The 17,370-nt window shown below is 70.8% G+C and carries 15 protein-coding genes; 5 read left to right on the plus strand and 10 right to left on the minus strand.

Annotated elements, in window-relative coordinates; all coding sequences use genetic code 11:
• The first annotated feature begins 97 nt into the window (after nucleotides 1-97).
• Together ACIP67_RS32865 and ACIP67_RS32870 are read left to right on the plus strand one after the other, a co-directional pair.
• Nucleotides 98-1,099 (plus strand): TerC family protein, encoded by a 1,002-nt coding sequence (locus ACIP67_RS32865; protein WP_401696664.1) that lies wholly within the window; start codon nucleotides 98-100, stop codon nucleotides 1,097-1,099.
• Between the two features lie 187 nt (nucleotides 1,100-1,286).
• Nucleotides 1,287-2,387 (plus strand): calcium:proton antiporter, encoded by a 1,101-nt coding sequence (locus ACIP67_RS32870; RefSeq protein ID WP_401696705.1) that lies wholly within the window; start codon nucleotides 1,287-1,289, stop codon nucleotides 2,385-2,387.
• Nucleotides 2,388-2,435: 48 nt separating this feature from the next.
• Here ACIP67_RS32870 and ACIP67_RS32875 read toward each other — a convergent pair whose 3' ends face one another.
• Nucleotides 2,436-3,764, minus strand: coding sequence for an MFS transporter (locus tag ACIP67_RS32875; RefSeq protein ID WP_401696666.1), 1,329 nt, complete (start codon nucleotides 3,762-3,764; stop codon nucleotides 2,436-2,438).
• A gap of 70 nt (nucleotides 3,765-3,834) precedes the next feature.
• A complete protein-coding gene (locus tag ACIP67_RS32880) occupies nucleotides 3,835-4,881 on the minus strand; it encodes a S66 peptidase family protein (protein WP_401696668.1) in 1,047 nt (348 codons plus the stop codon).
• A gap of 103 nt (nucleotides 4,882-4,984) precedes the next feature.
• Here ACIP67_RS32880 and aroQ point away from each other — a divergent pair, with 103 nt between their 5' ends.
• Nucleotides 4,985-5,458: a type II 3-dehydroquinate dehydratase gene (gene aroQ / locus ACIP67_RS32885; protein WP_401696670.1), complete on the plus strand. Its 474-nt coding sequence runs from the start codon at nucleotides 4,985-4,987 to the stop codon at nucleotides 5,456-5,458.
• A 42-nt stretch (nucleotides 5,459-5,500) separates the two neighbouring features.
• Here the strand turns inward: aroQ and ACIP67_RS32890 are convergent, their stop codons facing one another.
• From ACIP67_RS32890 to ACIP67_RS32910, 5 genes are all read right to left on the minus strand, one after another.
• Nucleotides 5,501-6,229, minus strand: coding sequence for an amino acid ABC transporter ATP-binding protein (locus ACIP67_RS32890; RefSeq protein WP_401696707.1), 729 nt, complete (start codon nucleotides 6,227-6,229; stop codon nucleotides 5,501-5,503).
• Nucleotides 6,230-6,291: 62 nt separating this feature from the next.
• Complete coding sequence (locus tag ACIP67_RS32895; RefSeq protein ID WP_401696671.1) at nucleotides 6,292-7,236, minus strand: amino acid ABC transporter permease; 945 nt, start codon at nucleotides 7,234-7,236, stop codon at nucleotides 6,292-6,294.
• A complete protein-coding gene (locus tag ACIP67_RS32900; RefSeq protein ID WP_401696673.1) occupies nucleotides 7,233-8,117 on the minus strand; it encodes an ABC transporter substrate-binding protein in 885 nt (294 codons plus the stop codon). Before ACIP67_RS32900 ends, ACIP67_RS32895 begins: the two co-directional genes overlap by 4 nt.
• Before the next feature lie 396 nt (nucleotides 8,118-8,513).
• A complete protein-coding gene (locus tag ACIP67_RS32905; RefSeq protein WP_401696675.1) occupies nucleotides 8,514-9,170 on the minus strand; it encodes an MBL fold metallo-hydrolase in 657 nt (218 codons plus the stop codon).
• A 9-nt stretch (nucleotides 9,171-9,179) separates the two neighbouring features.
• Entirely contained in the window at nucleotides 9,180-9,866 is a 687-nt protein-coding gene (locus tag ACIP67_RS32910; protein ID WP_401696676.1) for a maleylpyruvate isomerase family mycothiol-dependent enzyme, read from the minus strand.
• Nucleotides 9,867-10,089: 223 nt separating this feature from the next.
• Between ACIP67_RS32910 and uvrA the strand changes: the two genes are divergently transcribed.
• Nucleotides 10,090-13,122 carry an excinuclease ABC subunit UvrA gene (gene uvrA, locus ACIP67_RS32915; protein ID WP_401696677.1) on the plus strand — a complete coding sequence of 1,011 codons (3,033 nt, stop codon included), beginning with the start codon at nucleotides 10,090-10,092 and terminating at the stop codon, nucleotides 13,120-13,122.
• A gap of 340 nt (nucleotides 13,123-13,462) precedes the next feature.
• On the opposite strand, the gene ACIP67_RS32920 is transcribed toward uvrA, so the two are convergent.
• Together ACIP67_RS32920 and ACIP67_RS32925 are read right to left on the minus strand one after the other, a co-directional pair.
• The gene (locus ACIP67_RS32920; protein ID WP_401696678.1) at nucleotides 13,463-14,374 is read right to left on the minus strand and encodes a carbohydrate kinase; all 912 of its coding nucleotides are present in this window, start codon (nucleotides 14,372-14,374) and stop codon (nucleotides 13,463-13,465) included.
• Nucleotides 14,371-15,441 carry a LacI family DNA-binding transcriptional regulator gene (locus ACIP67_RS32925; protein WP_401696681.1) on the minus strand — a complete coding sequence of 357 codons (1,071 nt, stop codon included), beginning with the start codon at nucleotides 15,439-15,441 and terminating at the stop codon, nucleotides 14,371-14,373. Before ACIP67_RS32925 ends, ACIP67_RS32920 begins: the two co-directional genes overlap by 4 nt.
• A gap of 280 nt (nucleotides 15,442-15,721) precedes the next feature.
• On the opposite strand from ACIP67_RS32925, the gene ACIP67_RS32930 reads away from it, so the two are divergent.
• A complete protein-coding gene (locus ACIP67_RS32930) occupies nucleotides 15,722-16,219 on the plus strand; it encodes a Rieske (2Fe-2S) protein (protein WP_401696683.1) in 498 nt (165 codons plus the stop codon).
• Between the two features lie 36 nt (nucleotides 16,220-16,255).
• Here the strand turns inward: ACIP67_RS32930 and ACIP67_RS32935 are convergent, their stop codons facing one another.
• Nucleotides 16,256-17,230, minus strand: a complete 975-nt coding sequence (locus ACIP67_RS32935; RefSeq protein ID WP_401696685.1) for a hypothetical protein — start codon at nucleotides 17,228-17,230, stop codon at nucleotides 16,256-16,258.
• Nucleotides 17,231-17,370: the final 140 nt, after the last annotated feature.

Consider the following 17,370-nt stretch of genomic DNA (forward strand, 5'->3'; position numbering starts at 1 on the left):
TCCCATGCGTGTGCTGTGAACCGGGACCCGGGGTGGAAGAGACCTCCGGCAGCGCGACGACGCTGACTACCTGCCGTGACGTACTGCCGGAGGCGCAGTGGATGTTTCCGTGACCCTGTGGGTCCTGACCATCGTGGGCCTGGCCGTCCTCATCGCGGTCGACTTCTTCATCGGCCGCAAACCGCACGACGTGTCGATCAAGGAAGCCGGCATCTGGACCGGCGTCTGGATCGCCCTCGCCGGACTCTTCGGGCTCGGCCTGCTGTTCTTCGGTGGCGGCCAGCCCGCCGGAGAGTTCTTCGCGGGCTTCATCACCGAGAAGTCCCTCAGTGTCGACAACCTCTTCGTCTTCGTCCTGATCATGGCGAAGTTCGCGGTCCCGTCGCAGTACCAACAGCGGGTCCTGCTCGTCGGCGTTCTCATAGCCCTGGTTCTGCGAGCCGTCTTCATCGCCGCGGGCGCCGCGATCCTCGCCAGCTTCGCATGGGTGTTCTACCTCTTCGGTGCCTTTCTGATCTGGACCGCCTGGAAGCTCATCCAGGAGGCCCGGGCCGACGAGGAGGACGAGGAGTACGAGGAGAACAAGCTGCTCAGGGCCGTTGAGCACAAGTTCGGTGTAGCCGACCGCTACCACGGCACCAAGCTGTGGATCGAGCAGAACGGCAAGCGGGTCATGACCCCGATGCTCGTGGTCATGCTCGCGATCGGCACCACCGACGTGCTCTTCGCGCTCGACTCGATCCCCGCGATCTTCGGTCTGACGCAGGACCCGTACATCGTCTTCACGGCGAACGCGTTCGCCCTCATGGGGCTGCGGCAGCTGTACTTCCTCATCGGCGGCCTGCTGAAGAAGCTGGTGCACCTGAGCTACGGCCTGTCCGTCATCCTCGGCTTCATCGGCGTGAAGCTGGTGCTGCACGCGCTGCACGAGTCCGGGGTCCACGTCCCGGAGATCAGCATCCCCGTCTCGCTCGGCGTCATCTGCTCCGTGCTGATCGTCACGACGATCACCAGCCTGCGGGCCTCCCGGAAGCAGGCGGCGGCCGAGAAGGCGCAGAACGAGAGCGAAGGTGCTCCGAAGGACAGTCTCGACGTCTGACCCCGGACGACAAGGCGACGACGGGAGCGGTGACCGGCGCACGGCCGGCCATCGCTCCCGGGCCGTTCGCCGCCGGCCTCGTCGCTCGACGACCGAACCAGCACGACCAGGGAGCGGCCGCATGAGCCAAGAACCAGACGCCCAGGCCGGACATGCGAAGCCCGTACCGCTCTGCGACGATCGCAGCATGATCGCTTGGCTCAGGCCGCTCACGAACCGGTGGACGTTCCTCGTGCCCGTGCTCGCGGTCGTCCTGCTGGCCCTGGCCTGGGGGCGCGACCTGCCCGGCCCGGTCGTCGCCCTGGTGACCGTGGTCCTCGCCGGAGCCGTCCTGGCCGCCGTCCATCATGCGGAGGTCGTCGCCCACCGGGTCGGCGAACCGTTCGGATCCCTGGTGCTCGCGGTGGCCGTGACGATCATCGAGGTCGCCTTGATCGTGACCCTGATGGCGGACGGCGGCGACAAGAGCACGACGCTCGCCAGGGACACGGTCTTCGCCGCCGTGATGATCACCTGCAACGGCGTTGTCGGGCTGTGTCTGCTCGTCGGTTCGCTGCGCCACGGCACGGCCATCTTCAATCCCGAAGGCACCGGAGCAGCCCTCGCGACCGTCGCGACCCTGGCCACGCTCAGCCTGGTCCTGCCGACCTTCACCACCAGCAAGCCGGGACCGGAGTTCTCCGCCGTCCAGCTCACCTTCGCCGCGCTCTCCTCGCTGATCCTCTACGGCCTGTTCGTGGCGACCCAGACCGTACGGCACCGCGACTACTTCCTGCCGATCGCCCGGCAGGGCGGCGTCATCACCGCGGACGACCACGCCGACGCCCCGTCCTCCCGGACCGCCCTGATCAGCCTCGGGCTCCTCGGCCTGGCCCTGATCGGCGTGGTCGGGCTCGCCAAGGGTGTTTCCCCCACCATCGAGTCCGGCGTGGAGGCGGCCGGCCTGCACCACGCGGTGGTGGGTGTGATCATCGCCCTGCTCGTGCTGCTTCCCGAGACCATCGCAGCGCTGCGCTCCGCCCGGCGCGACCGGGTGCAGACCAGCCTCAACCTCGCGCTCGGCTCCGCGATGGCCAGCATCGGCCTGACCATCCCTGCCGTCGCCCTCGCGTCCATATGGCTCTCCGGCCCCCTCGTCCTCGGCCTCAGCGCCACCCACATGGTGCTGCTCGCCCTGACGGTCGTGGTGGCCTCCCTGACGGTGGTGCCGGGGAGGGCCACGCCGCTCCAGGGCGGTGTGCATCTGGTCATCTTCGCCGCCTATCTGGAACTCGCGATCAATCCGTGAGGCCGGTCGGCACACCCGGACGCGTCCACGGACGACGGCCGCCCCGCCTCACCCCGCGGCCGCCTCCGGTGCCGTCTTCGAAGCGGCACCCGTCGCCGCCACCGGTGTCGGCAGGGTCTCCGGCAGCAGGGCGAAACAGCCCAGACTGAGCAGCGCGACGCCCGTCAGATAGGCGCCCACACCCCACGGCACCCGCCCCGACTGCTCCGCGAGGGCCGTGGCCACGAGGGGCGTGAGCGCGCCGCCGAGTACACCACCGAGGTTGTAGCCGACAGCCGCGCCCGTGCAGCGCACGCGCGGCTCGTACAACTCCGGCAGATACGCCGCGATCACGGCGAACATCGTGATGAACGCGATCAGCGCCCCCAGGAGGCCCACGAACATCGGCAGTGGCCGGCCGGTCGACAGGAGCGCGACCATCGGGAACATCCACACGACGGCCGCCGCGCACCCGGTGAGGCACAGCGGCCGTCGGCCGAGGCGGTCACCGGCCAGGGCTGCCAGGGGCGTCAGTGCGCCCTTGACCACCACCGCGGCCAGGATGCAGGCCAGCATGACGTTGCGGCTCACCCCGAGCCGCTCCGTGGCGTAGGCGAGCGACCACGTCGTCACGGCGTAGAAGATCGCGTACCCGACGGCCATACCTCCCGCGGTCAGCAGGACGAGCCGCCAGTGGGAGCGCACGACCTCGACGAGCGGCACGCGCGCGTGATCGTCGATCTCCAGGAACCGGGGGCTCTCGGGAAGCGACGACCTGAGCCACAGCCCGAGCACTGCCAGCACCCCGGCCGCCCAGAAGGGCACCCGCCAGCCCCATTGAGCGAACTGCGCCTCGGTGAGCGTCGCCGACAGGGCCAGCACCACCCCGTTGGCCAGCACGAAACCCACCGCGGGCCCCACCTGCGGGAAGCTGGACCACAGTCCGCGCCGCTCGGCGGGCGCGTGCTCCGCGGTCAGGAGAACCGCGCCGCCCCACTCGCCGCCCAGCCCGAGCCCCTGCAGGAACCGCAGCAGGAGCAGCAGCAGGGGAGCGGTCGCCCCGATCGAGCCGTACGTCGGCACGCACCCGACGGCGACCGTCGAGGCGCCGGTCAGCAGGAGGGAGACGACGAGCACCGGCCGCCGTCCGTGCCGGTCCCCGAGGTGCCCGAAGAGCACCGACCCCAGCGGCCGGGCCACGAAGCCCACGCCGAACGTCCCGAAGGCGGCCAGCGTCCCGGCGAGCGGCGAGAACGTCGGGAAGAACAACGGACCCAGGATCAGCGCTGCTGCCGTTCCGTAGACGAAGAAGTCGTAGAACTCGATGGCCGTTCCCGCGAGCGATGCGGACGCGAGCCGGGTCATGGAGGGCGCGGTCACCGTGCGTGCTTCGTGCATGTCGCGTCAACTACCCGCCGTCACGAGGGGTTACGGGGGCGCACGGCAGCGCGCGCCGTGGGCGGTCGGCTCAGTAGGTGACTGTGATGCGCCGTGCGGGCCCGTCGACGCGGACCGTCCCGCCGTAGGGGATGACGAGCTGCGGGTCGGTGTGGCCGAAGTCCACGTCGAAGACGGCCAGGGTGTCAGGGGCGTACACGCGCAGCGCACGCAGCACCGCTTCGCGCTGTTCGGCGGCGTACCGCGCGCCCTCCTCCGTGCTGTGGGGACGCTCGAACGACCACGTCTTGGCGCGGCCCATCAACAATGCCGGAAAGCGCCGCAGCAGGCCGCGCTCGCCCATGTTGCGGAGGATCCGGAAGACCTCCGTGGCGCTGGGCAGCTCCTCCGAGGTCTCCAGGAACAGCACGCCACCGTCGTACTCGGACAGGTCGTGCGCGATCTCCCGATCGGCCATCAGCAGCCAGGAGACGATCTCCAGGCTGCCGCCCCAACTGCGGCCCTCCACCACGCGGTCGGCGTTGTGCCAGGTCCATCCGGTGCCGGGCCGGGTCTCCGGTTCCGTCTCGAACGTCGCGGGGTCGGCCCAGTCGCGGTTGACGTCCGTCCAGCGTTCGGCGGGCCGCAGGTCGTACGCGCCGGAGGTGAACAGTGCCGCCCGGAGGGAGTCCGCGGTCAGCTTGTCCATGGCCACGGGCCGGCCGAGCTGCACCATCACACTCGCGCCGTGATAGCCGACGATGCCTGTGTTGTACAGGTGGGCGAGCAGGTTCGTGTTGTCGCTCGTCCCGAAGAACGGCTTCGGGTTCGCGCGGAGGAGCTCACGGTCCAGCAGCGGCAGGACGGTGATCTGGTCGTCGCCGCCGATCGACGCGATGACCGCCTTCACCTCGGGGTCGGCGAACGCCGCGTGGATGTCGTCGGCCCGCTGCTGCGCGGTCGCACCCATCGTCCGGGTCGTCGGGAACTCGACCGGCTCGAGGCCGAACTCCTCGCGCAGCCGTCGCAGGCCCAGTTCGTAGGGGCGCGGGAAGAGCCCGGGCAGACCCGCGGACGGCGAGAGGACGGCTACGCGGTCACCGGGCGAGGGTTTGGGCGGGTACGAAGGGGGCGTCATGCAGGGAGGGTACGGCCTGCTGCCCTGCGGTCCCACCGTGATAAACCGGGTTCGAGCAGCGGTCCCCGACGGGCCGCCCCACGTCGAACGGACCGGAGGAACCGTGCCCCGCACCCTGGCAGACGCCCCGATCATGATTCTCAACGGCCCCAACCTGAACCTGCTGGGGCAGCGCCAGCCCGAGATCTACGGGGCCGACACCCTCGCCGACGTCGAGGAGCTGTGCGTCAAGGCGGCGGCCGCGCACGGGGGCACGGTGGACTTCCGGCAGTCCAACCACGAGGGCCAGCTGATCGACTGGATCCACGAGGCGCGTGTGAACCACTGCGGCATCGTGATCAACCCGGGCGCCTACTCGCACACCTCGGTCGCGATCCTGGACGCGCTCAACACCTGCGACGGTCTGCCCGTGCTGGAGGTCCACATCTCCAACATCCACCGGCGCGAGTCGTTCCGGCACCACTCGTACGTCTCCCTGCGCGCCGACGGCGTCATCGCGGGCTGCGGCGTGCAGGGGTACGTGTTCGGCGTGGAGCGGGTCGCCGCACTGGCGGGGCCGGCGCGGGCGGACGCGTGACCCGCCTGCCGGTGTAAGCCGCGCCCTCCAGGTGCCCGCTCCTTACAGGCGGCCCGCCTCCACGATCCGTCGCAGGAAGCGTCGGGTGCGTTCCCGCTGGGGATCGCCGAAGATCTGGGCGGCGGTGCCGTGTTCCAGCACCACACCCGCGTCCAGGAAACACACCTGGTCGGCGACCTCCCGGGCGAAGCCCATCTCGTGCGTGGCCAGCACCATGGTCATGCCGTCGTCCTTGAGGTCGCGGACGACGTTCAGGACCTCGCCCACCAGCTCCGGATCGAGAGCCGCGGTGATCTCGTCGAGGAGCAGCAGCCGTGGGCGTACGGCGAGGGCGCGCACGATGGCGACACGCTGCTGCTGGCCGCCGCTGAGCCGGTCGGGGTACTCGCCCGCCCTGCCGCCGAGCCCGAGCCGCTCCAGGAGCTCCCGCGCGCGTTCCTCGGCCTCGGATCGGGCGACGCCGTGCACGCGGCGCGGGGCGAGCGTGATGTTCTCCAGCACGGTCATGTGCGGGAAGAGGTTGTACGCCTGGAAGACCACGCCGATACGGCGCCGTACCGCGTCCTGGTCGGCGCGCGGATCGGTGATCTCCTCACCGTCCAGCCAGATCGCCCCGTCGTCGATGTCCTCCAGCAGGTTGGCACAGCGCAGCAGGGTGGACTTGCCGGAGCCGGAGGCGCCGATCAGCGCGGTCACCGTGTGCGGGGCGACCTCCAGATCGACGTCCCGGAGGACGACGGAACCGCCGAAGGTCTTGCGGACGGACTCCATCCGCAGCACGGGTGAGCCGTCGGGGGAAGCGGGCCGACCGCCGGGCCGTGCGGACGTGTCGCTCATGTCGTTCCTCCCTGGGCCCGCTGACGGTCCATCCGGGCCGTCACCCAGTCCGTGAAACGCGTCATTGGAATGGTCAGCGCCACGAACACCAGACCCGCGACGATGTACGGCGTGTAGTTGAGGCTGCGCCCCACGATGATGTCGGCGGCGCGCACGGCGTCGATGGCGCCGCCGATCGACACGAGACCGGTGTCCTTCTGCAGCGACACCAGGTCGTTCAGCAGCGGGGGCACCTGACGGCGCACGGCCTGGGGGAGCACCACGTACCGCAGGGCCTGCCGGTTGGTGAGGCCCAGCGAGCGGGCCGCCGCGCGCTGCGAGGGGTGGACGGACTCGATGCCCGCGCGGAACACCTCGGCGACGTACGCCGAGTAGGTCAGGGTCAGTGCCGTGCCGCCGAGCAGAACCGGGTCGACGGTGACCCCCTGCAGACGCAGTGCCGGGACACCCAGCACCACGATCATCAGGTTGATGATCAGCGGCAGTCCGCGGAAGAAGTCGGTGTACGCCGCCGCCAGTACGCGCAGGGGGAAGAAAAGAGGGCCGCGCAGGGTCCGGGCCACGGCGATGACCATGCCGAGGACCAGTACGGCGGCGCCGCAGACGAACAGCAGGCGGACGTTCAGCCAGAGCCCTTCCAGGACCTTCGGGAAGGCCTCGCGCGCGTACCGCCCGTCGAAGAACGTCTCCTTGGTGCGGGGCCAACCGGGCGCGCTGACGACGATCAGATAGAGCGCGACGGCGGTGACCAGGGTCGAGAGCGCGGCGATCGCCGTGGCGCGGCGGGCTCGCGTGCGCCGGTAGCGCTCGCGCTCCAGCCGCCGCCGCGAGGGGACGTACCCGCGGCCGGGCCCCTCCTCGCCGTTCCCGGGGCCGCTGTCGGGCACGTTCGGGCTGTCGTCCGCGCCCTCGGGGCCGGGCTCCTCCTCGGTGACCGTCACTTGAACACCGGGGCGTCGACGGCGTCGGAGAGCCACTGCTGCTCGATCTTCGCCAGGGTGCCGTTCTGCCGGAGGGCGTCGACGGCGGCCGTCACGCACGAGGTGAGCGCGCTGCCCTTGTCGAGCACCAGCCCGAACTGCTCCGGCGTCCCGCCCTGGTTCTCGAACTGGCCGACGATGGTGCCGTCGGTCACCTCGGCGGCGGTGATGTAGAAGGCGGTCGGCAGGTCGGTGACGATGGCGTCGACCTGGCCGTTCTTCAGCGCGGACTTGGCCTGGTCGTTCTTGGCGTAGACGGCGGCGGCCCGCGTCGGCTGTACGACGTCGTCGACGTAGTCCAGGCTGGTGGTGCCGACCTGGGCGCCCAGCTTGAGGCCCTTGAGGTCCGCGATGCTCGTCGCGCTCGCGGCCTTCGTGCCCTTCAGCGCGATGACGGCCTGGCGCACGTCGTAGTAGCCGGACGAGAAGTCCACGGCCTTCTTGCGCTCGTCGCTGATGGACACCTGGTTGATGTCGAAGTCGAAGGTCTTCTCACCCGGCGCGAAGGCCTTGTTGAACGGCACGCTCTGCCACACCACGGCGTTCTCGGCGTAGCCGAGCTGCTCCGCCACGGCGTAGGCCACCGCCGATTCGAAGCCCTGGCCGTTGGCGGGCTTGTCGTCCTTGAACCACGGTTCGTACGCGGGTGAGTCGGTGGCGATCGTCAGCTTGCCGGAGGTCTTGGTGGCCAGCGTGCTCTTGGCGCAGGTGCTCCCGGCCGAACCGGACGGCGCGGCGGCCGCGTTGTCCTCCGGCTGCGGTGCGCAGCCGACTGCGGTGGCGAGGAGGACCGAGGTGACGCCGACGGCGGCGCGGCGCAGGAGACGAGGGTCAGAAGGCATGGCGGGAGAGTGGCAGTGAAGGCCGTGTTCTGTCGAGATCACATCAGCGACTGTCCACCCTGTGGGAACGGGTGTTGCGGCCGTGTGAAAGGGGCGTTCGAGAGCACCTGGGCCCTCGCCGGCCGAGGGGCGGGAGAAGGTCGGCGGCCCAGGCCGTGCGGGGGCGTCGTCCCGCGTGGGGGTGCCACCGGTCGACCGCGCGGGGAGGTGCGGGGGGAGCACGCGTGGGGCACCAGCACGTGCACGTCGTTCATACGGGGTGCGCATAAGACGGCGCACGCCCCCTGTGTACGCACTGCGCAGGTACACAGGGGGCGTGCGCCGTCGCGGGAGCGCGGGCGTGCGCCACGCCGCGGGCGCGCAGGTGCGCACGACACCGCTGGCGTGCGGGGTGGCTCACCAGCCGCGCGCGTGCCACTCCGGCAGGTGCGGGCGCTCGGCGCCCAGGGTGGTGTCGTTGCCGTGTCCCGGATAGACCCAGGTCTCGTCCGGGAGCACCTCGAAGAGCTTCGTCTCGACGTCGTGGATCAGGCTGGTGAACGCCTGGGGGTTCTTGAAGGTGTTGCCCACGCCTCCCGGGAAGAGGCAGTCGCCCGTGAAGACGTGCGGGTGGCCGTGCGGGTCGTCGTAGACGAGGGCGATCGAGCCCGGGGTGTGTCCGACCAGGTGGCGTGCGGTGAGCTCCACGTTCCCCACCCGGACGACGTCGCCGTCGTCGACGGGGACGTCGGTCGGCACGGGGATGCCCTCGACGTCGTCCCGGCCGGCGTACGTACGCGCGCGCGTGGCCGCCACGACGTCGGCGAGCGCCTGCCAGTGGTCACCGTGACGGTGGGTGGTGACGACGGATGCGATGCCGTCGTCACCGATCATGCCGAGGAGCGTGTGCGCGTCGTTGGCCGCGTCGATCAGCAGCTGCTCGTCCGTGGCCCGGCAGCGCAGCAGATAGGCGTTGTTGTCCATCGGACCGACCGCGATCTTGGTGATCATGAGGTCCTTGAGTTCGTGCACGTCGGCCGGGCCGCCGACCCTCACCTCTCCGCTGTACGTCATGACGGCAGCCTATAGCGGCGGGAGGGACGGGAGGGGACCTCCGTCGACGTCCAGGGCCGAGCCGTCGCGGCGCCCGGCGAGCCAGCCCAGGAGGTCCGCGCGGGACCCTGCGACGGTCACCTCGGGATCGCCGGTCTCCCGGCCGGTGTGCCACGCGCGCGTGCCGTCCGTCAGCCGGGTCGGCGGCACGTCGGGACGCCCGGCGAACCGCCGGGCCAGGAAGTCGATCTCCCGCTCGGTGAACTCCGCCGACAGGTCCTCCAGCTCGTGACCGATCCCGAGGTCCACATGGTGCAGCTCGACCTCGGCCCACCGCCGGAACGGAACCCGGGCCGCCGAGTCGGTGACCCCGCCTCGCAGCTCGACCGTGCGCGACCAGTCGGCGGGCGCGGCGCCCGCCTCCAGGAAGCGGGCCGTGCTGTCCCGGACGTCCGCCAGCTGGACCTCCGGGGGACGGGAAGCGTCCCGCTCGATGTCCGCCTCCCGGGCCGCGCCCGATGCGTACATGGGCCGGCCCTGAAGGACGTTGACCAGAGCGTCGGCGTTGCGTGCCAGATGGGCGAGGACGTGTCCCCGGCTCCAGCCCGGCAGACGTGACGACTCGGTCACTGCCGCGTCGTCCAGCGCGGCGACCGCGGCGAGCAGCCGCTCGGTCGCTTCCCGTACACACCCCAGGTCATGAGCGTGATCAGTCATGGCGCTGACACTAGCGCTGCCACTCCTTCGGGTGAAGGTGACGGACCGCGGCCGTAAATCGAATGCACGTGCTATATGGTCGGTGGCGGCATGGGGCATGCTGGAAGGCCGGGGATTGTTGTCATCCGGTGAATCCCGACCGGCGCTGTCAGTGGCTCCCCCTAGTCTGAGGAAGACGGGGGCCCCGCCCCTGTCACTTCTCTCAAGAAAGGTGCGGACCGGCGTGGCCGACCGTCTCATCGTCCGTGGCGCGCGCGAGCACAACCTCAAGAATGTCTCGCTCGACCTGCCGCGCGACTCGCTCATCGTCTTCACGGGTCTGTCGGGGTCGGGCAAGTCCTCGCTCGCCTTCGACACGATCTTCGCCGAGGGCCAGCGGCGCTACGTGGAGTCGCTCTCCTCGTACGCCCGCCAGTTCCTCGGCCAGATGGACAAGCCGGACGTCGACTTCATCGAAGGCCTCTCCCCGGCCGTCTCCATCGACCAGAAGTCGACGTCGCGCAATCCGCGCTCCACGGTCGGCACCATCACCGAGGTCTACGACTACCTGCGTCTGCTCTTCGCGCGCATCGGCAAGCCGCACTGCCCCGAGTGCGGCCGCCCGATCTCGCGCCAGTCGCCGCAGGCCATCGTCGACAGGGTCCTGGAGCTGCCGGAGGGCAGCCGCTTCCAGGTGCTGTCGCCGCTCGTGCGCGAGCGCAAGGGCGAGTTCGTGGACCTGTTCGCCGATCTGCAGACCAAGGGCTACTCCCGCGCCCGCGTGGACGGCGAGACGGTCCAGCTCTCCCACCCGCCCACGCTGAAGAAGCAGGAGAAGCACACCATCGAGGTGGTCGTCGACCGCCTCACGGTGAAGGAGTCCGCCAAGCGACGGCTCACCGACTCCGTGGAGACCGCCCTCGGGCTGTCCGGCGGCATGGTCGTGCTCGACTTCGTCGACCTCCCCGAGGACGACCCCGAGCGCGAGCGCATGTACTCGGAACACCTCTACTGCCCGTACGACGACCTGTCCTTCGAGGAACTGGAGCCCCGCTCCTTCTCCTTCAACTCGCCCTTCGGCGCCTGCCCGGAGTGCACCGGCATCGGAACGCGCATGGAGGTCGACCCCGAGCTGATCGTCCCCGACGAGGACAAGTCCCTGGACGAGGGGGCCATCCACCCCTGGTCGCACGGCCACACCAAGGACTACTTCGGCCGCCTCGTCGGCGCCCTCGCGGACGCGCTGGGCTTCCGGACGGACATCCCCTTCGCGGGCCTGCCGCAGCGCGCCAGGAAGGCGCTCCTGTACGGCCACAAGACCCAGATCGAGGTCCGCTACCGCAACCGGTACGGCCGCGAGCGCGTGTACACGACGCCCTTCGAGGGTGCCGTGCCCTTCGTCAAGCGCCGGCACAGCGAGGCCGAGAGTGACGCCAGCCGCGAGCGCTTCGAGGGCTACATGCGTGAGGTGCCCTGCCCCATCTGTGAGGGCACCCGACTGAAGCCGATCGTCCTCGCGGTCACGATCATGGAGAAGTCCATCGCCGAGGTCGCCGCCATGTCCATCAGCGACTGCGCCGAGTTCCTGGGTGAGCTGAAGCTCAACGCCCGCGACAAGAAGATCGCCGAGCGCGTGCTCAAGGAGGTCAACGAGCGGCTGCGGTTCCTGGTCGACGTCGGCCTCGACTACCTCTCGCTCAACCGCGCGGCCGGCACGCTCTCCGGCGGCGAGGCCCAGCGCATCCGCCTGGCCACGCAGATCGGCTCCGGCCTCGTCGGTGTCCTGTACGTCCTCGACGAGCCGTCCATCGGCCTGCACCAGCGCGACAACCACCGGCTGATCGAGACCCTCGTGCGGCTGCGCGACATGGGCAACACGCTCATCGTCGTCGAACACGACGAGGACACCATCAAGATCGCCGACTGGGTCGTCGACATCGGCCCCGGTGCCGGCGAGCACGGCGGCAAGGTCGTCCACAGCGGCTCCCTCAAGGAACTGCTCGCGAACGCCGAGTCGCAGACCGGTCAGTACCTGTCCGGCAAGAAGGCCATCCCGGTGCCCGACGTACGGCGCCCGCGCGACCCGTCCCGGCAGCTCACGGTCCACGGCGCCCGCGAGAACAACCTCCAGGACATCGACGTCTCCTTCCCCCTGGGCGTGTTCACCGCGGTCACCGGTGTGTCCGGCTCCGGCAAGTCGACGCTGGTCAACGACATCCTGTACACCCACCTGGCCCGCGAACTGAACGGCGCGAGGAACGTGCCGGGACGGCACACGCGCGTGGACGGCGACGACCTCGTCGACAAGGTCGTCCACGTCGACCAGTCGCCCATCGGCCGCACCCCCCGGTCGAACCCCGCCACGTACACCGGCGTCTTCGACCACATCCGCAAGCTCTTCGCCGAGACGACCGAGGCGAAGGTCCGCGGCTACCTGCCCGGCCGCTTCTCCTTCAACGTCAAGGGCGGCCGCTGCGAGAACTGCTCGGGCGACGGCACGATCAAGATCGAGATGAACTTCCTTCCGGACGTCTACGTCCCGTGCGAGGTCTGTCACGGCGCCCGCTACAACCGGGAGACCCTGGAGGTCCACTACAAGGGCAAGTCCATCGCCGACGTGCTCAACATGCCGATCGAGGAGGCCACGGAGTTCTTCGAGGCCGTTCCCGCGATCGCCCGGCACCTCAACACCCTCAAGGACGTCGGCCTCGGCTACGTCCGGCTCGGGCAGTCCGCGACCACCCTGTCCGGTGGTGAGGCGCAGCGCGTGAAGCTCGCCAGCGAGCTGCAGCGGCGTTCCACCGGCCGCACGGTCTACGTCCTGGACGAGCCGACCACGGGTCTGCACTTCGAGGACATCAGCAAGCTCCTCAAGGTCCTCGCAGGCCTGGTCGACAAGGGCAACACGGTCATCGTCATCGAGCACAACCTCGACGTGATCAAGACCGCCGACTGGGTCGTGGACATGGGCCCCGAGGGTGGCGCCGGTGGTGGCCTGGTCGTCGCCGAGGGCACACCGGAGGAGGTCGCCGGGGTCCCGGCCAGTCACACCGGCAAGTTCCTGCGGGAGATCCTCGGAGCCGACCGCATCAGCGACGCGGCACCGGTGAAGCCGGCGCGCGGGACCGCGGCCAAGAAGGCGGTCGCGGCGAGGTCGACGGCGCGGAAGACGGCGTCCGCCACGACGTCCGTCAACAACGCGGCGACGAAGAAGGCGGCCTCGACCACCAAGAAGGCGACGCCGGCGAAGAAGACGGTGCGGGCCCGCAAGGCCTGAGCCGAGCTGAGCCGAGCCGAGCTGTGCCCGGCCTCCGGCTGAGCACAAGCAACCATCCGTAGCCGACAGAACATGACCACTTCCGAACAGTCCTGAAAACGAAGGATGTTCCGGAAAAGTACGGCGCCCCGCGGGAACTCCCCGCGGGGCGCCGTCCGTTCCACCAGCAGCCACCCTGGCCCTGCATGCGACGAAAGGCGGGGCCGGTCGCACCTTGACAACACCACCGAGAGAAGCAGAAGTCCGGTCAGGGGCGCTCGCGCCCAGGAAGCGGCTGATGCACACCGGCCGTCCGGGACCCCGGCCGGTGGATGCAGGCCGCTCCCCCCGTGACCACCCGCTACGGCTCGCCGACTTCGGCGGCGTACGGCGGCTCGGCGCCCGCCCGGGAGCAGGTGACCGCCGCGGCGCGGGCCGCGAACCGCAGGAGCCGCTCCCAGCCCTCGCGGCCCAGACTCGCGAGCGCCGCCGCAGACAGCGCGTCGCGCGCCGACAGACCGTGCAGAAGAGCCGCGTTCACGGTGTCGCCGGCGCCGATGGTGTCCACCACCTCGACCTCCTCGCCCGGCACCGGGTACACCGCGCCGTCCTGGGTGAAGGCGGTCAGTCCGTCGCCGCCGTGAGTGATCACGACGGCCGCAGGACCGGCGGACAGCCACTCGCGCGGCGTGCCGCCCAGCCATCGGGCGTCCTCCTCCGAGAGCTTCAGCAGGGACACCGACGGAAGCCAGCTCTTGAAACGGGCCCGGTAGGCGTCGGCGTCCGGGATCAGCCCGGGCCGGATGTTCGGGTCGAGCGCGGTGAACAGGCCCTGCGCCGCGGCGGTCCGCATCAGCTCCTCGTAGGCGCTCGCACCCGGCTCCAGGGCGAGCGAGCAGGTGCCGAAGGACACCGCCCGCGTCCCGGCAGGCAGTGCGGCCGGGGCGGTGAACAGCCGGTCGGCGGTGCCTTCGACGTAGAAGGAGTAGGCGGCCGAGCCACTCCCGTCGATCGTGGCGACGGCGAGGGTGGTCGGTTCCGGACCACGCGTCACCGCCGACACGTCCACGCCCGCCTCCCGGAGTCCGGCCAGCAGCGCCTCGCCGAAGGCGTCGGAGGAGGCACGGGAGCAGAAGGCCGTGGGAGAACCGAGTCGGCCGAGGGCCACGGCCGTGTTGTAGGGGCCGCCGCCGAGGGCGGGCCGCAGCGGGGCGAGGGCGCCCGTTTCCTGCGGTACCAGGTCGATCAGGGCCTCACCTGCGACGACGATCACGGGGCGATTCCTTTCTCGGACGGCGCGGACGGCCGGTCCGGGTCACAGCCGCACGACGTGCGGTGCACGACGGTGCAGGGGAGCCGCACGGTCCGGGCGGGTCCGTGGGGTGCGGCGATACGTTCGAGGAGGACGCGGACGGCCTGGACGCCCATGTCCTTGCTGGGCTGGGCGATCGCGGTCAGCCGGGGCGAGAACAGGTCCGCCCAGGCGAAGTCGTCGAAGCAGCACAGCGCGAGGTCGTCGGGCACGGTCAGACCCCGGGCGCGCAGTTCACGCAGGACGCCGAGCGTCATCGCGTTGTTGCCGGTGACCAGGGCGGTCGGCGGGGTGTCCAGGGACAGCAGGGCGGCAGTGGCCCGTTCCGCACCGGCCGACGCGGAGTCACCGTGCACCAGAAGGCGCTCGTCGCAGGGCAGGCCGGCGGCCGCCAGACCGCGCCGGTAGCCGATGATCCGTTCAGCGGTGGTGCTGAGGCCGGGCAGGCCGGCGACGAACGCGATGCGCCGGTGGCCGAGTCCCGCCAGATGCGTGACCAGCCGGGCCGTGGGCTCGGTGTTCTCGGCACAGACCTGGTCGAAGCGGGGTGCGCCGTCGGCCGGTGCGCCGTCGGCCGGTGTGCCGGCGGTCCGGTCGAGGAGGACCGTGGGCACCCTGTGGCGCGTGAGGTAGGTAAGGAGTCCGTCCGGTTCCGCCGACGGTGCGACGATCACACCGTCCACCCGCCGCTCGTGCAGGAGCTGGACGACCTTCCGCTCGTGCACCGGGTCGTCGTGCGGGTCGGCGATCAGCAGGCTGTATCCGCGCTCCAAGGCCGCGGCCTCGACCCCCTGGAGGAGCTCGGTGAAGTACGGGTTGCTGATCGCCGACACGGCGAGCCCGATGGAGCGGGTGCGGGAGGTCACCAGGGAACGGGCGAGGGAGTTGGGCGTGTAGCCGAGCTCCTCCACGGCGTCGAGGACCGCCTGGCGGGTGTGGGGGAGGACCGGGCGGGTTTCGTTCAGCACATGGGAGACGGTCGCCACGGAGACCCCCGCCTGCCGTGCAACGTCGGCCATGGTGGCCAAGGAGTCCCCCTCTGTCGCCTGCGGCGGTGCCGTTCCCGGCGGGAAGCTATCCCATCCGGAGATGCGCGTAAACGCTTGCGCAAGCGTTTACGCCCCACGCAACCCCTTACAAGTCCACGCAACCCGCCGTCCGAAGGCACCACCCCCGGCGATATCGTGCGCATGTACCGAGGCGCACACGCTCCCGCGCCCGGCCTCCGCGCGTGCCACGGGCCGGGACCGGAGGCGCCGCCGCACGGAGCCCGCCGTCCTGCCACCCGCCGACCAGTGGAGCCCCCCAATGCCCGGCCGATCCTCCGCGCGCCGCCGTACCGTCCTGCGAGGAGCGGCTCTCGCGCCCGCCGCCGGGCTCGCTCCGGCATCGGCTCTCGCGCCCGCCGCCGGGCTCGCTCCGGCATCGGCTCTCGCGCCCGCTGCGGGACTCGGTCTGGCCGCCTGCGCGCCGACCGGCGAAGCCGCGGCACCACCCACGCCCACCGCTCCGGTGGAACTCGGCGCGGACAGTGAGGTGGCGCCGGGAACCGCGAAGCTCTACCGCGACCACAACGTCGTGGTCAGCCGGTCCGAGCACGGAGAGCTGAAGGCGTACAGCTCGGTCTGCTCACACGCCGGGTGCCCCGTCAACAGGCTCGACGGGACGACCCTGATCTGCCCCTGCCACGGCAGCGAGTTCGACGCGACGACCGGCGAGGTACTGCGGGAACCGGCGACCGTGCCGCTGAACGCACTGCCCGTCACGGCCGAGAACGGCAGGATCGTCGCCGGGCCGGGCGCCTGATGCCCACGGGTGCCGCCTCCCGGACGGCTCGCCCGTTCACTCCCAGTCCCACCCGATGCCGATCACGCCCGACCGCACACGAGGCTCGACGAGGTGCACGGAGTGGTGCCGTCGGCTGAGCGCCAGTTCCTGACGGCCGCCGCGCGGTGCCGCCGCCGAGGGACGGGTGAGGCGGTGGCAGCGTGCGGGCAGCGCGTTCTCGTCGAACCGGATCTGCAGCGCGTACTGGCCGCCCGGCGTGCCGAAGCAGCGGACGTACTCCCGGGAGGTACCGGCGGTGCCGTCCTCGACGCCGTAGCGGAAGAGGAAGGTGTCGCCGGCCCGCAAGCGGGTGTCGAAGAGGAGCTCGGCGACGAGGATGCCGGTGTCGAGGTGCCGCCGGACCCGGCCGGGGCGGCAGTTCTCCAGGGCGTGCAGCGTCATGCGCTCCGGGTCGCACCCGGAGTCGCCGTGGTGGATGGCCACGAAGCGGTCGACGCCGTCGCGGTGGGCGCGGACGATGTGCTGGGACTCCCGTTCCCGCAGTTCCCGGCGCGCGCCGATGCGGACGCGCTCGTGGTGGCCGAGGGCATCGAGCCCGCCGTCCGGAGGGCACTCCAGTTCGATGAGCAGTTCCGTGAGGGCATCCGAGCCCTCCGAGCCCTCCGAACCCTCCGGGAACGAACGGTCCGAGCGACCCGACGGCTGCCCGGCGGCCGTGCCCCCGTGGGCCTCCGCGAGCAGCCGGATCAGGGACTCCCGAGGCAGACGCAGGATCTCCTCCAGGGCCCGGACCGCCCTCATCGACTCGGGACGCTGCGGACGACGGGCGCCCTGCTGCCAGTAACTCAGACTGGTGATCCCGACTCTCACGCCGTGCCGTGACAGGTGGTGCTGGACGCGTTGCAGGGGAAGCCCCCGAGCGGCGATCGCGGCGCGCAGGGCGACGTGGAAGGGGCCGTCGCGCAGCGCCGCGTCCAGGTCCGCGGCGGCGTCGGTGCCGGAGTCCGCGTGGTGTGGGGCGTACGGCATGCACAGGCCTCTCTGTGAATGCTCACGACGGCTGGACGGACCGTTCGTGTCGGTGGCCGGGCCCCCGCGACACGGGGGCGCCTTCACATCCGTAGGGCGCGGTTCACCGCCCGGAGTTCCCCCGCATTGAAGCGTGTTGC

Origin of the sequence: Streptomyces sp. NPDC088812 (assembly GCF_044750285.1) — a bacterium.
Taxonomy (GTDB): domain Bacteria; phylum Actinomycetota; class Actinomycetes; order Streptomycetales; family Streptomycetaceae; genus Streptomyces.